General features: G+C 39.2%; 8 protein-coding genes and 2 pseudogenes. 4 read left to right on the top strand and 6 right to left on the bottom strand.

The features are described from left to right. Positions 1 to 16: 16 nt before the first annotated feature. Genes ABW51_RS02180 through ABW51_RS02165 form a run of 4 tightly spaced genes read right to left on the bottom strand, consistent with a single transcriptional unit; the run spans position 17 to position 3,589 of the window. Positions 17 to 823 carry a methyltransferase domain-containing protein gene (locus ABW51_RS02180; RefSeq protein ID WP_053465377.1) on the bottom strand — a complete coding sequence of 269 codons (807 nt, stop codon included), beginning with the start codon at positions 821 to 823 and terminating at the stop codon, positions 17 to 19. Beyond that, the gene (locus ABW51_RS02175; RefSeq protein ID WP_082318359.1) at positions 820 to 1,584 is read right to left on the bottom strand and encodes an ABC transporter ATP-binding protein; all 765 of its coding nucleotides are present in this window, start codon (positions 1,582 to 1,584) and stop codon (positions 820 to 822) included. The genes ABW51_RS02180 and ABW51_RS02175 overlap by 4 nt, the downstream gene beginning before the upstream one ends. After that, positions 1,584 to 2,597 carry a FecCD family ABC transporter permease gene (locus ABW51_RS02170; protein ID WP_420920775.1) on the bottom strand — a complete coding sequence of 338 codons (1,014 nt, stop codon included), beginning with the start codon at positions 2,595 to 2,597 and terminating at the stop codon, positions 1,584 to 1,586. Before ABW51_RS02170 ends, ABW51_RS02175 begins: the two co-directional genes overlap by 1 nt. Further along, positions 2,597 to 3,589 (bottom strand): iron ABC transporter substrate-binding protein, encoded by a 993-nt coding sequence (locus tag ABW51_RS02165; protein WP_053465375.1) that lies wholly within the window; start codon positions 3,587 to 3,589, stop codon positions 2,597 to 2,599. Before ABW51_RS02165 ends, ABW51_RS02170 begins: the two co-directional genes overlap by 1 nt. 154 nt (positions 3,590 to 3,743) lie before the next feature. Between ABW51_RS02165 and ABW51_RS02160 the strand changes: the two genes are divergently transcribed. From ABW51_RS02160 to gyrA, 4 genes and pseudogenes are all read left to right on the top strand, one after another. Further along, positions 3,744 to 4,220, top strand: a complete 477-nt coding sequence (locus tag ABW51_RS02160) for a hypothetical protein (RefSeq protein ID WP_053465374.1) — start codon at positions 3,744 to 3,746, stop codon at positions 4,218 to 4,220. Between the two features lie 24 nt (positions 4,221 to 4,244). Beyond that, a pseudogene (locus ABW51_RS02155) lies at positions 4,245 to 6,237 on the top strand (TonB-dependent receptor plug domain-containing protein). A gap of 118 nt (positions 6,238 to 6,355) precedes the next feature. Next, on the top strand, positions 6,356 to 8,119 hold the full coding sequence (ycaO, locus tag ABW51_RS02150; protein WP_053465373.1) for a 30S ribosomal protein S12 methylthiotransferase accessory factor YcaO: 1,764 nt from the start codon (positions 6,356 to 6,358) through the stop codon (positions 8,117 to 8,119). 568 nt (positions 8,120 to 8,687) lie between these two features. Then, positions 8,688 to 11,330 carry a DNA topoisomerase (ATP-hydrolyzing) subunit A gene (gene gyrA / locus ABW51_RS02145; RefSeq protein WP_053465372.1) on the top strand — a complete coding sequence of 881 codons (2,643 nt, stop codon included), beginning with the start codon at positions 8,688 to 8,690 and terminating at the stop codon, positions 11,328 to 11,330. A gap of 49 nt (positions 11,331 to 11,379) precedes the next feature. On the opposite strand, the pseudogene tnpA reads toward gyrA, so the two are convergent. Then, positions 11,380 to 11,595: pseudogene (gene tnpA / locus ABW51_RS02140) on the bottom strand (IS200/IS605 family transposase); the annotation flags it as partial. Between the two features lie 175 nt (positions 11,596 to 11,770). Next, positions 11,771 to 15,211 carry a transcription-repair coupling factor gene (gene mfd / locus ABW51_RS02135; protein ID WP_053465402.1) on the bottom strand — a complete coding sequence of 1,147 codons (3,441 nt, stop codon included), beginning with the start codon at positions 15,209 to 15,211 and terminating at the stop codon, positions 11,771 to 11,773. Positions 15,212 to 15,312 lie beyond the last annotated feature (101 nt).

Here is a 15,312-nt window from a genome sequence, read left to right as displayed (position 1 = left end):
GATTCCGCTTAAAACATTAGATGCGTTCCACATTCCACCAAATCAACGCCCATTTTTTCTGTCCGTGAGAAATTGGTTCGTTGTTGGCTTGTTTATGATCGTAAAAGGCTTTTAAACCCTGTTTTTCTTTTTCGGAAAGTTCGCCTAAAGAAAATTCCACCGAAGCTAATAAATCCTCGTAGCTTTCACCTTGAAAACAACCTGATTCTGTTTCAATAAAATTCAAATTTGCCTGAATGCCTTTTTGATACAACCGATTGAGTAAATAAATATAAGTCGGGAAACCAATATCCTCACGGCCAATCGCCTCAAATACGCCATCATCTAAAAAATGACGTTGTGTGACAGAAGTCAAAAACACACGTTTTTTCGCTTTGGCACAGAGTTTTTCGATCATATCGTCCAAATCATCCACCAATGTCGAACGAGATGCCAACACCACATCAGCTTGTGGTACATCATCCCAATTATCCGCCCAAGATTTATGAAATGTCGTGAGATGATGCAAACCAAATTTCTGTTTGAACTGCGCCAAGCAATCTAACATTCCATTGCTATAATCTAAGGCATATACGGTTGAGCCTTGTTGTGCGAGTGGCACAGCAAAGGTACCGGGGCCACAGCCAATATCCAACACAGTTTCATCGGTTTGCACATTCATAGCTTGCAATAATTGCTGATTATATGCTGAAGGCTTGCCGACCAAATTTTCTGCCATTTTCACGGCTTTTTTATCCCATTTTGTCGGAGGTAAGTTGTAATGATTACAAGCGATTAAGTGTTGTTGATACAGTTCAGCAAAATTGATGTCGTAAATAGTCATAGTGATTTTTCAATGTAGTTATTCAAATGTTGATGTAAAAGTTCGGGCGAAGTGCGGTAAATTTTCGCCAAGTTTTCTAAGGTTAATAAATGTTTTTTATCGCCTTGTTGAAAGCCAAATTGTTGATCAAGCAAAACAATATTATCCCCTAAAAATGCCGCTTGTTGTGGATTATGCGTGCTAATAATAAGCGCAATATTTTGCTTTTGCAGTTGTTTTATTTTTTCTAACACTCGAATTTGATTACCAAAATCAAGGCTGGAAGTCGGCTCATCCATAATTAAAAGTTTGGCTTGTTGAGCGATCGCGCGGGCAATCAACACAAGCTGTTTTTCACCACCACTTAATTGATGATAATAACGCTGCGCAAGATGAGCAATTTCTAACTCTTGCAACGCCATTAATGCCAAATCCAAATCAGATTTTTTCGGAGTTTGATACCACTTCAAAAAAGCACTTCTTCCCATCATCACCATATCCTGCACTAAAAAAGGAAATAAATGAGAATGTGCTTGTGGCACATAAGCAATATGACGAGCCAATTCTGTTGGTGAATAATGAGAAAGTGATTTTCCTTGCCAAAAAATCTCACCGTTAATTGGTGGCTGTAACCCTAATAAGGTTTTCAAAAACGTACTTTTGCCTGCGCCATTTGCACCAAGTAAACAACAAATTTGATTTTCCTCTAGGGTAAATCGGATACGTTGAACAAGCGTTTTTCCTTCATAGCCAATGGCAAGATTTTGTGTTTCGAGTAACATTATTTTTGCCCTCGCACTAATAAATAAAGGAAAAATGGTGCACCACACGCAGAAGTCAAAATACCGAGTGGCAGTTCAATCGGCGCAATCGTGCGAGCCAGCGTATCAGTAAGCAATAAAAAAGACGCACCAAGCAATAAGGATGTCGGCAATAAACGAATAAAATTTGCCCCCACCAACAAGCGTGCGATGTGCGGTACCAACAAACCAACCCAGCCGATAATTCCTGTCATTGCCACCGCACTTGCCGTACAAAGTGTGGTGAACACAATTAAAATCCAGCGAGTACGTTTAATTGGTACACCTAGCGTTTGTGCGTCATCTTCATCAAGAGACAGTAAATTTAACCGCCAACGCAATAAAAAAATGGGAACAATCCCTAGCAACAACATCGGGATCAGTTGAATTAAATCTTGTTGATTAATAGCCGTCAGGCTACCAAGTAGCCAAAAAGTGATTGAAGGTAATTGAGTGAAAGGATCCGCAAGAATTTTTAACAAAGAAATGCCTGCGCCAAGTAAAGAACCAATTGCAATCCCAGAAAGTACTAACACCAAAATAGGATCTTGTGTACGACTACGCGAGGCAATGAGCGATACACATAACACAGCTAAAATACCACCGCTAAAAGCAAAGAGTTGGATATAAATCATTGGCAAATTATAAAAAATTGCCAAACTTGCCCCAAAACCTGCGCCCGCTGAAACACCCAAAATATCTGGCGAAACAAGCGGATTTTTAAACATACCTTGATAAGTTGCGCCCGCACAAGCAAGCGCAGCCCCGACAAAACAAGCGGCAAAAATACGTGGCAAACGAATTTGCCACAATACTGTTTGTTCCGTGTTTCCTTCATATTGCCCGCTAAACGAACAGCTTATTGTCTCCCAAAGTTGGCTAGGGGAAAGCGGGTATTTTCCCACATTCAAAGCAAGTAAAATACTGCCAAACAACAATCCAACTAACAAGATAAAAAACAAACGAGGCGAACGTAAAAGAAAAGTCGAGCTCATCATTTTACTTGAAACAACTTAAGTGCTTGTTCATTGCTTAAGTCAATGTGATAGAACAATTTATAAAAACGTTGAATTTCAGGCACAAAGTCAGCATTCGCCCTACCACTCAACATATGTTGTAACCAACGCACGCCTAATAAACGGTTTAAACTTGGTGGTGAATCAATCCAACCAAATGGTGTATGCGGCACAAAGAAAACTTGCTGATTTTTCACCGCACTTAATTCTTTCCATTGCGGATTGTTTTCAAGCGCTTTATAAAACTCATCATATTGGGTGAAAATCATTTGAGGATTCCACAATAAAAGTTGTTCCATTGAAACTTGAGTTAAGCCTTTTTGATCTCCCTCTGCGACGTTTTCCAAGCCAATCAATTCCATTGCTTCCGTATGAATCGAACCTTTTTGACCGGTTTGCAAACCATCCGCATTACGCGCTAAATAGGCAGTTTTATGATGTTGTTTAGCAAAATAGAGTGCTTGTTTAAGGGTTTCTTCCGCATATTTGGCTTGTGCTTCAGCTTGTTTTTCGTTACCAAGCAACTTACCTAATTTACGTAACAAAGCAGGCGTTTCACTTAATCTGCCATCTAACAACAAATAAGGCACTTGAGTTTGAGCAAAAGTGCGGTCAGCTTGATCTTTATAATTCGGCGCAATATTCCCCACATCAATAATCAAGTCAGGTTTTAACGCAACGATTTTTTCTGCAGAAAGCGTGCTGCCTTTTCCCGCAATTTTACCGAGTGTGGGTAATTTTTTAATCTCACCATCAAACAACGCACCTGCTTTTGATTCCATTTTAAAGCCAGCAAAGCCTGCTAATTTTTCAGGTGCAACAGCAAGTAACAACACATCACTCGGGTTCCCCGCGCTTAATACTTTTTCAATTTTGGCTGGTTCAGGCAAGCTGCCTGCTTGGTAAGTTAAATCTTGAGCACTCACTTGCAAAGCAAAAAGTGCGGTGAAAATCGTGAACATTTTTTTCATTTTAGCTCCTTAAAAATGAGAAATAATGGCTAATTTTACAACATCGCTATATTTATTTAAATATAACGTAGCAAAAATAGGCAAAATAGTTCTATAATATTTAACGTTATATATTTTATTATATAGATTTATTCCGTAGATAAAGGATAATTCAATGAAATTTGAAGTGATTTATAAATTTTTCTTAGTGTGGGGACTAGCCTTAAGTTTACTTTTCGTTGTTGCAAGTGGCATTTCAATGTGGCTAGGATTTCCTTTTAGTCAAGCCTTAGACATTCATCTTTTCTTTGCTGGATTTACCGTATTTGGTTTGTTACTGCATTTTTATAGCCGTAAGAAGAAATGGGTAAAAATCAACACTCAATTTGCCGATCTTATCACACATAATCGCATGCCCTCTTACTGCAATTTAGATCGCTTGATGATGACTTTCGAGCATTTCTCTATTCAACAAATCGCCGAGCAACTTAATCTTTCTCTCCCGATTTTATTAAATGAATTATCACAAGCTCAAATAAACATAACTGATTCCCACCGCACTTTACGCGAAAACTTTCCTCTCAACGATGAAAAAATTTTCGCCGCAATTACGATTGCATTGAAAGTGCGGTTCAATCCAACGTTACTGTAACCCTAATCAAAGAAGGATCTTAATATGAAAAAAACCTTACTTTGCACCGCCATTGGTTTGGCGTGTTTACCTGCCTATGCAGATAATGTTTTCACTCTTGGTCAAATTGAAGTAATTGGTGAAAACAGCACCGACCTAAGTACCAGCAGAATCGAGCAATCTGATTTACAAAGAAACAATCAAATTCGTGTTTCGGATGTTGCAAAATCCACTCCGGGTGTTTTTTTAGAACGTAGTGGCGGGCGTAACGAACACAATTTACTCGTACGTGGTTTTAATGCGCGACGAGTACCAGTCTTTATTGATGGTATCCCAGTTTATGTCCCCTATGATGGCAATATGGATATTGGTCGTTTTACAACTTTTGACTTATCTCGTATTGATATTTCCAAAGGCGCAAGCTCCGTATTATATGGCGCCAATACCTTAGGTGGTGCAGTAAACCTTATCACTCAAAAACCAACAAAAGAATTGGAAGGCGCTATTGGATATGGTTTTTCCCATGGTAAAAGTGGCAATACGGGAACAAACCAAACTTATTTTAACTTAGGCACTAAACAAGAATTGTTCTACGCACAATTAAGTGGCTCATTCCTTGAAAAACAAGGTGCTCAACTCTCTCGTCATTATCAACAAATTAATCCAAAAGGCGATGACGGCGGCAGAGCTGAAAACTCTATTCAACGAGATAAAAAACTAAGCCTAAAAATGGCCTTTACGCCAAACAAATCTGATGAATATGCCTTGGTACTTTCTACGCAAAAAGGGAATAAGCAGTCACCGCTTTATTCAGGTAAAGATGGTTCAGGAAGATACTGGCGTTGGCCGATATGGGATAAAGATAGTATGTATTTCCTATCCCATACTGAATTTGATGCACACAATCTCTATTTGAATACAAAAGTCTTCTACGATTCATTCAAAAATGATTTACGCTCTTTTGATGATGAAACATTCACCAAACAGACTAAAAAATATGCTTTCAATAGTTTTTACCGAGACTATTCCTATGGCGCGGGTTTTGACTTAGGCGGTGATTTAACGACAAAAGATAGCTTAAAATTTTCTGCCATTGTGAAATATGATGTTCACCGTGCGCATAACAACAATGATCCGGTTGAAGTTGATAAAGACCGCACTTATAGTTTTGGCTTAGAAAATGCTTATGCTTTTACTGATCAAACAAAATTGGTCACAGGCGTAAGCTACGACTATCGCCAATCTAATCGTGCAGAACAGTATGAAAAAAAATGTACGAAAACAGGCAAAAATAACGCAATTTGTCCTTTTGATATTGGCAATAAACAGGCACTTAATTATCAAGTTAAACTCGTACATAACTTTGATAAAAATGACGAGTTTTCACTTAGCTTCGCGAAAAAAACTCGCTTTGCCACAATGAAAGAACGTTATTCTCGTCGTTTTGGTAAAACAGAACCCAATCCATTCTTAAGCCCTGAAACAGCTTACCATTATGAATGAAGCCAGTTATATGCGTACTTTTGGTGATTGGTTAAGATTAGATGGTGCATTATTCTATTCTGAAGTGAAAGATGCGATTGATACAGTGGCAATTACTCATAGCGTCAGCCAAGAGCAAAATGTTGGTAAAGAAATCTTTAGAGGTGCTGAACTTGCCGCGTCCATTTTTGCTACTGATAATTTAACTCTTGGTGCAAACTACACCTACACTCAAGCAAAAAATAAAACGAAACATCTTATCGTCACAGATGTTCCAAAACACAAATTCTTTGCTTATGTAGATTGGAGAATTGTACCAAGTATTGCGTTTTATATCAGTCAAGAAGCGGAACACGGTCGCTATTATTTAGATGATGCTAAAACGGTAAAACTTTCAGGTTTTGGTAACACAAATGCTAAAGTGATTTATAACATCACCAAACAACTTAGCTTAGAAGCGGGTGTGTCAAATATCTTTGATAAAAACTACTACTATCAAGCCGGTTATCCAGAAGAAGGTCGTCTATTCTTCTCAAATATGCGCTATCAATTCTAAGAAAAGTGCGGTAGAAAACCCCGACATTTTTCGGGGTTCATTTTTGCCGAAAAAATCTTGCCCAGCCATTAAAACTCCCCTATTATTCACCGCACTTTTTTCTCATTTAGGAACAAAAATGACAGAACAAACTTTTATCCCTGGCAAAGATGCCGCATTGGAAGATAGTATTGCAAAATTTCAGCAAAAATTGACCGCACTTGGTTTTAATATTGAAGAAGCATCTTGGTTGAATCCGGTGCCAAATGTGTGGTCTGTGCATATTCGCGATAAAGACTGCCCACAGTGTTTTTCTAATGGTAAAGGGGCTAGCAAAAAAGCGGCGTTAGCCTCCGCTCTTGGCGAATATTTTGAACGTCTTTCCACCAACTATTTTTTTGCTGATTTCTATTTAGGGCAAAAGATTGCAAACAGCGATTTTGTACATTACCCCAATGAAAAATGGTTCCCGATTGAAGATGATGCTTTACTGCCTAATGGCATTTTAGATGATTATTTATTGGATTATTTTGATCCTAATGCCGAGCTTACGCCTGAATTATTAGTCGATTTACAATCTGGCAATTATGATCGTGGGATCGTTGCTATGCCTTATATTCGTCAATCGGACGAACAAACCGTTTACATTCCACAAAGTATTATTGCCAACCTTTATGTCTCAAATGGGATGTCTGCGGGCAATACAAAATTTGAAGCACGCGTGCAAGGCTTGTCAGAAGTCTTTGAGCGTTATGTGAAAAACAAAATTATCGCTGAAGCAATTAGTCTGCCAGAAATTCCAAAATCGGTGATGGATCGCTATCCATCTATTAAGGCTTCCATTGCAAAATTAGAGGAAGAAGGTTTCCCTATTTATGCGTTTGATGCTTCACTTGGCGGAAAATACCCTGTTATTTGCGTCGTATTATTAAATCCAAATAACGGTACGTGCTTTGCCTCTTTCGGTGCACATCCAAATTTCCAAGTAGCATTAGAACGTACGGTGACTGAACTTTTACAAGGTCGTAGCTTGAAAGATTTGGATGTTTTCTCTCCGCCATCTTTCAATAATGATGATGTGGCTGAACACGCTAATTTAGAAACCCACTTTATTGATTCTAGCGGTTTAATTTCTTGGGATTTATTTAAACAAACACCAGATTATGAATTTGCTGATTGGGATTTCAGTGGTACAACGCAGGAAGAATACAATAATTTAATGGCAATTTTCCGTGCGGATGAAAAAGAAGTTTACGTAATGGATTACAACCATTTAGATGTCTATGCGTGCCGTATTATTGTGCCAGGTATGTCTGATATTTATCCTGCAGACGATTTAATTTACGCCAACAACAATATGGGCATGGACTGGCGCGAAATTTTACTCGATTTACCAAACTGGCATCACGATGCGGAAACCTATCAAGAATTATTAGAAGAATTAGACGGACAAGATATTGACGATGCAACTCGCGTGCGTGAATTTATCGGTATCGTTGCTCCTAAAAATAGCGGCTGGACAACCTTACGCGTGGGCGAATTAAAATCAATGCTCCATCTTGCATTAGGCGAATTAGAACAGGCATTAGATTGGGCAAACTGGACGCTGAATATGAATAGTTCTGTATTTACTGTAGAACGTGTGAATTATTACCGTGCATTAATTTCCATCATTGAATTACATTTAGATCAAAATCGCGACCCAGCACAATATCGTGCAGTGTTTGAGAAAATGTATGGTAAAGATGCGGTTAAACAAGCTTGGGCTGCTGTCTCTGAAGATGGCAATCCGTTCTACAATCTTCCAGCAAGTGATGAAAATTTGGAAAACTTTAAGGAGCATCAGGCGTTGCTAGAGGCTTATGGGAAGTTGCAGAAAGCGAAGCAAACACATCAAAAATAAATTAGGCTTATTTCGTACTTTCAATTCTTGAAAGTACGACCTACTTTTCTTTGCTTCGCCAAAGAAAAGTAGGCAAAAGAAAAGCGCCCCTGCTTTTCCTTATTTCCTTTGTTTCATACAATTTGCTTAACGGAAATTTTCTGAACTCGCCGCAAACGGCTCAAACAGACGAAAATTTCCTACAAATTCTATGAAACAAAGGCGGAAAAGAAGGGAACCCATTTAATTCTACCTACAAATAAAACGACCTATAAAAACCTCCCTAAAACCAACCGCACTTTTTAAATGATCCTCCGATAAACTCGAGCCCTATATAAATCGCCTTTGCGACTTTCAATTTTTAGGCAATTTTCGTCTGTTTGAGCAACGTAGTTGCGAGTTTAGAAAATTGCCGTAAAGAAAATTGAAACAAAGCAAAGATCAGCGATTTAACTGGGGGTACTTTTCTTTGCTTACTTTCTTTTGTACAAGCAAAAGAAAGTAAGTCGCCATTAGGCGAAATCCTAATGTAAAAAACATACCTTTATGCTATAATCCGCCACAATTTTTGATCAAAAAAGGAATACCAATGACGGATTCAATCCAATCATCTATTACCCCTGTCAATATCGAAGAAGAACTCAAATCTTCCTACCTTGACTATGCGATGTCGGTTATCGTTGGGCGTGCATTACCTGACGTTCGAGATGGTTTAAAACCAGTTCATCGCCGCGTGTTGTTCTCAATGGATCGCGAAGGCAATACCGCCAATAAAAAATACGTAAAATCAGCGCGTGTTGTGGGGGATGTAATCGGTAAATATCATCCTCACGGCGATTCCGCTGTGTACGATACAATCGTTCGTATGGCGCAACCATTCTCACTTCGCTATATGTTGGTTGATGGGCAAGGTAACTTTGGTTCAATTGATGGTGATGCGCCAGCTGCAATGCGTTATACCGAAGTACGTATGCAAAAAATTACGCAAGCATTACTCACGGATTTGGATAAAGAAACCGTCAATTTCTCGCCAAACTATGATGGCGAATTAATGATTCCAGATGTATTGCCGACTCGTATTCCAGCACTTTTAGCAAATGGTTCTTCAGGTATTGCGGTGGGGATGGCAACTAACATTCCTCCACACAACTTAAATGAAATATTAAATGGTTGTTTGGCTTATATCGACAACAATGAAATTACCATTGATGAATTAATGCAACATATTCCAGGGCCTGACTTCCCGACTGCTGCATTAATTAATGGTCGTAAAGGAATTGAAGAAGCCTATCGCACTGGTCGTGGTAAAGTGTATGTTCGCGCTCGTGCAACGGTAGAAACCAACGAAAAAGGACGCGAGCAAATTATCGTGTCTGAATTGCCATACCAAGTAAATAAAGCAAAATTAGTCGAGAAAATCGCCGAATTAATTCGCGAGAAAAAAATCGAAGGCATCAGCAATATTACTGACCTTTCAAACAAAGAAGGGATCCGTATTGAAATTGATATTAAACGTGATGCAGTAGGGGAAGTGGTATTAAACCATCTTTACTCACTTACTCAAATGCAAGTGACCTTTGGTATCAATATGGTGGCATTGGATCACGGTCAGCCACGTTTATTTAATCTTAAAGAAATCATTGAATCCTTCGTTTTACACCGCCGTGAAGTGGTTACACGTCGTTCTATCTTTGAGCTTCGCAAAGCGCGTGAACGTACGCACATTTTGGAAGGTTTAGCGGTTGCTCGTTCTAATATCGATGAAATGATTGCGATTATTCGCAACTCTAAAAACCGTGAAGAAGCTGCAACAGCAATCAGTTCACGCTCTTGGACGTTACATAGCGATATTATTAATCTGCTTGATGTTTCTGCGCGTCCCGATGATTTAGAAGAAAATCTTGGTATTCAAGGCGAACAATATTACTTATCGCCAGCGCAAGTAAACGCAATTCTAGAACTTCGCTTACACCGTTTAACTGGCATTGCCTTTGAAGAAGTTGTAAAAGAATATGAAGAATTATTAGTTAAAATTGCGGATCTTCTTCATATTTTAAGTAGTGCAGAACGCTTAATGGAAGTGATTCGTGAAGAATTAGAAGAAGTGAAAACACAATTCGGAGATAATCGTTTAACTGAAATTACCACCGCATCTGGCGATATTGATTTAGAAGATTTAATCGCACAAGAAGACGTGGTGGTGACGCTTTCTCACGAAGGTTATGTGAAATACCAACCACTAACTGACTATGAAGCACAGCGTCGAGGCGGTAAAGGCAAATCTGCGACGAAGATGAAAGAAGAAGATTTCATCGAAAAATTACTGGTGGCAAATACTCACGATACGATCCTCTGCTTCTCTAGCCGTGGCCGTTTATATTGGTTAAAAGTATATCAACTTCCGCAAGCAAGCCGTGGCGCACGCGGTCGTCCAATTGTGAATATTCTTCCGTTACAAGAAAACGAGCGTATTACTGCAATCTTGCCAGTTTCTGCTTACGAAGAAGATAAATTCGTAGTTATGGCAACTGCTGGCGGTATTGTGAAGAAAATCGCCTTAACCGAATTTAGCCGTCCACGTTCAAACGGTATCATCGCATTGAATTTACGTGATGAAGATGAATTAATCGGCGTGGATATTACTGATGGTAGCAACGAAATTATGTTGTTCTCATCACAAGGTCGTGTGGTACGTTTTGCAGAAAATGCTGTGCGTGCAATGGGGCGTTTAGCAACAGGGGTTCGCGGTATCAAACTAGCTTTAACAAACGATATTTCTGATGATGAAAGTGCGGTAGAAATTGAAGATATTTCTGATGACAACACTGAAACAGCATTAGACTTAAATATCGATAAAGTGGTTTCTCTAGTTGTGCCAAAAGGCGAAGGTGCCATTTTAACCGCAACGCAAAACGGCTATGGAAAACGCACACAATTAAGTGAATACCCAACTAAATCACGTAATACAAAAGGCGTAATCTCCATTAAAGTAAGCGAGCGTAACGGTAAAGTGGTTGCTGCAACTCAAGTAGAAGAAACAGACCAAATTATGTTGATCACTGATGCAGGAACTCTTGTTCGCACACGCGTAAGCGAAGTGAGCATCGTTGGTCGTAACACTCAAGGTGTTCGTTTAATTCGTACTGCAGATGATGAACATGTAGTCAGTTTAGAACGTGTTTGTGATGCAGATGAAGAAGATTCTTTGGAAGAAAGCAGTTCTGAAGAATAACCTATTATAAAATAACAATCCGCACGTAAAACGTGCGGTTTTTATGTAGAACCTTTAAGAGCATATGGATATGGTCTAGCATTGCATGCGCTTCTATTATCTCCACATTTTTATAGTCACATAACTGCCTCAATATTTGACCTATATCTGCTCTTAACTTTCCATAAATTGCTTTTCTTCTGTACTTCGGGATAAATACAATGTGATACTTACTGTTCCATTTTGTGTGTGATAGACTTAAATCGTTACTGGTTTTACTTACCATGATAATCCTCCTATATGTTGAATTTTGGTTGTCAGCCTTGTTCATTATATGGCGAGGATTTTTTTCTGTTCATCGCTTAAGCTATTTGGCTCCATACGCATAGCGTATGGTTTTTATAGCCAGACTTTCGTCTGGCTATAAGAAAAAAGTCCGATCACAATGATCGGACTTCTTTTTATGCCGCAATCGTTCTTAACAAATCCACCACAAATTCTAACCGCACTTTGTTATCAGATAGGTCTTTCATAAACTTAAATTTTAATGGGCCATCAAAGCGATACACAATAGGTTCTTTTTGAATTAATTGAATAAATTTATCGGGATTCACTTGTGCTTTTGCTGAAAACTCAATAAAACCGCCTTGCGTTCCAGCATCAATTCGCACAACTTTTAACGGCTCAACCAATAAACGCAACTCTGCAATTTGCAATAGATTTTTTGTCGCATCTGGCAATAGTCCGAACCGATCTATTAACTCAACTTTTAACTCGTCCAATTCTGATTTACTCTCTGCTGCGGCAATACGTTTATAAAAGGATAAACGCATATTCACATCACCTAAATAATCATCTGGCAATAAAGCAGGTATGCGCAATTCAATATCCGCTTGTTGTTGCGTCAATTCTTCTAATGATGGCTCTCGCCCTTCTTTTAACGCTTTAACCGCTGCATCCAATAATTCCATATAAAGCGAAAAACCAATGCTTTCGATTTGTCCGCTTTGTTCATTTCCGAGTAATTCGCCAGCGCCACGAATCTCTAAATCGTGAGTTGCCAAGATAAAACCAGCCCCAAGATTATCAAGATTTTCCAAGGCATCTAGACGACGTTCGGCATCTTTTGTCATCATTTTTGGCGGTGGCGTAAGCAAATACGCATAAGCCTGATGATGTGAACGCCCGACTCGTCCACGTAATTGATGCAACTGAGCCAAACCAAAATGATCCGCTCGTTCAATAATAATGGTATTTGCCGTTGGCACATCAATACCCGTTTCGATAATGGTTGAACAAACTAATACGTTATAACGCTGATGGTAAAAATCACTCATCACACGTTCTAACTCACGTTCTCGCATTTGTCCGTGCCCCACTATCACTCGCGCCTCTGGCACAAGTGCGGTCAGTTTTTCTGCTGTATTTTCAATACTTGCGACATCATTATGGAGATAATAAACCTGTCCGCCACGTAAGATTTCACGCAAAATCGCTTCTCGTACAACAAGATCGTCATTCTGGCGGACGAAGGTTTTAATACTTAATCGGCGAGCAGGTGGCGTAGAAATAATGGAAAGATCACGAATACCATTCATCGCCATATTGAGCGTACGCGGAATTGGCGTTGCCGTTAGCGTAAGAATATCAATATTCGCACGAAGCTGTTTGATTTTCTCTTTTTGCCCCACACCAAAACGGTGTTCTTCATCAATAATCAACAAGCCAAGATCGTTAAATTTGACATCTGATTGAATTAATTTATGGGTACCAATCAGTATATCGACCTTCCCTTCTGCAAGATTTTCCAGAATTTGTTTTTGTTCTTTTGCAGTTTTGAAACGCGATAATACTTCTACGTTCACAGGCAAATTCGCAAAACGATCTTTAAAGTTCTCATAATGCTGTTGGGCTAACAGTGTGGTTGGCACTAACACTGCTACTTGCTTATGATTCATCACAGCCAAAAATGCGGCCCGCATTGCCACTTCAGTTTTACCAAAACCTACATCGCCGCAAACAAGACGATCCATTGCTTTTGGTTGACACATATCCGAAATCACCGCATTAATTGCCATTTCCTGATCGTAAGTTTCTTCAAAAGGAAAAGTTGCGGCAAATTGTTGAAATTCTTCACGATCATATTTAAAGGCAAAGCCTTTCTTCGCTTCACGTTGTGCGTAAACATCTAATAACTCGGCCGCTACATCACGAATTTTCTCCGCTGCTTTTTGGCGTGATTTCGCCCAAGCCTCGTTACCCAATTTATATAATGGCGCACTTTCATCAGAGCCACCAACATAACGGCTAATCAAATGTAATGAAGTCACTGGCACATAAAGTTTCGATTCATTTGCATAATTTAACAGCAAATATTCTGCTTTAATACCGCCTGTATCTAAGGTGACCAAACCGCCATAACGCCCCACACCGTGATCAAGATGAACAACGGGTTGTCCTATTTTCAGCTCGGCAAGATTGCGCACAAGCGTGTCAGGATTAATCGTTTTACGTTTATCTCTAGAACGTTGTTGAACCCGTTCGCCAAGTAAATTAGCTTCACCAATAATCGCAACAGGAAGCGATTGTTCAATAATAAAACCTTGTTCAAGAGAGCTGACTAACAAGCTAAATTTTTCATTTTCAGCCTGTTCCAAAGATTGAATTTGTTTTGGCTTGAGTTTTAACGGTGAAAGCAAATCAAGCAAAGTCTCTCGGCGACCTTCCGTCTCCACGGAAAACAGTACATTTCCTTTAAAATGCTCAATAAATTGTCGTAATTGCCCCAATGGTTCTTTTTGCTGGGATTGAATAGTCACTTCTGGTAAAGCGGCAACAGGTAAATTTTTCTGGCGTACAGATGACCGCACTTTTTCCGCTTTAAATGTAATGCTTGAATAAGATTTCAATCGACGATTGACTTCATCAACATTAAGCCATAATTTTTCAGGCGGTAAAAGCGGACGCATCGGATCCACTTTACGTTGTTCATAACGCTGTTTTGCATCTTGATAAAAACGCTCGCCTTGCATTTGGTTGTTTTCCATATCTACAAACAGCGTTTGTTCTGGCAAATAATCAAACAAAGTCGCCATTTCAGAAAAGAAAAGTGGCTGCCAATATTCAATTCCAGAAATCAAGGTACCCTTACTGATTTGCTGATAAATATGTTCGGGATCTCGACGAATCTCCCCAAAGGTTTCACGAAATTGTGCACGGAAAAATTCAATCCCTTTGTCATCTGTTGGAAATTCGTGAGCTGGCAAAAGGTTAATTGAGTTAATTTCATCAAGAGTGCGTTGCGTATCCACATCAAAAGTGCGAATGGAATCAATTTCATCATCAAAAAAATCGAGGCGAAAAGGCACCGCACTTCCCATTGGGAAAAGATCCAACAAGGCTCCACGAACAGCGTACTCGCCGTGTTCTAATACTTGCTCCACAGCACGATAGCCCGCCGCTTCTAATTGTAAGCGCATTTTATCAATAACCAAACGATCACCTTTTTTAATCAGAAGCACATTGTGTTGTAAATATTGCGGTGGGCAAAGGCGTTGCATTAATGTCGAAATCGGCAATAAGAAAATGCCTTTTTTCGCATTTTGTAAATGGAAAAGCGCACTTAAACGCGAGGAAATAATTTCTTGATGGGGAGAAAAGGTATCATAAGGCAACGTTTCCCAATCAGGAAAAAGGCATACATTTTGGCTGCTTAATTCCGATAAAATACGTGATAAACGCACCGCACTTCGCGTATCTGGTGTCACCACGACGGTTAAATTTTGATTTTGCTCTGCAATTTCACTGATCGCCAGTGCATCTGCGCCGGGTAATACATTGCCTAAAATTTTGTGATCATTGGGTTGGGTAGGAATATCAGGTTGGAAAAAAGCCGTTTTCATAAATATAAATAATGCGCCAATCTTGTATAAAAATTGACGCATAGTGTACTGGAATTTGAATTATCTTTCAATAAACTTACTGTTTAAAAAAACAGTTAATA

It is taken from the genome of Haemophilus sp. C1 (assembly GCF_001276515.1).
Classification (GTDB): domain Bacteria; phylum Pseudomonadota; class Gammaproteobacteria; order Enterobacterales; family Pasteurellaceae; genus Haemophilus.
Note: the sequence above shows the minus strand (reverse complement) of the source record. Positions and strands in the feature narration are given on the sequence as shown.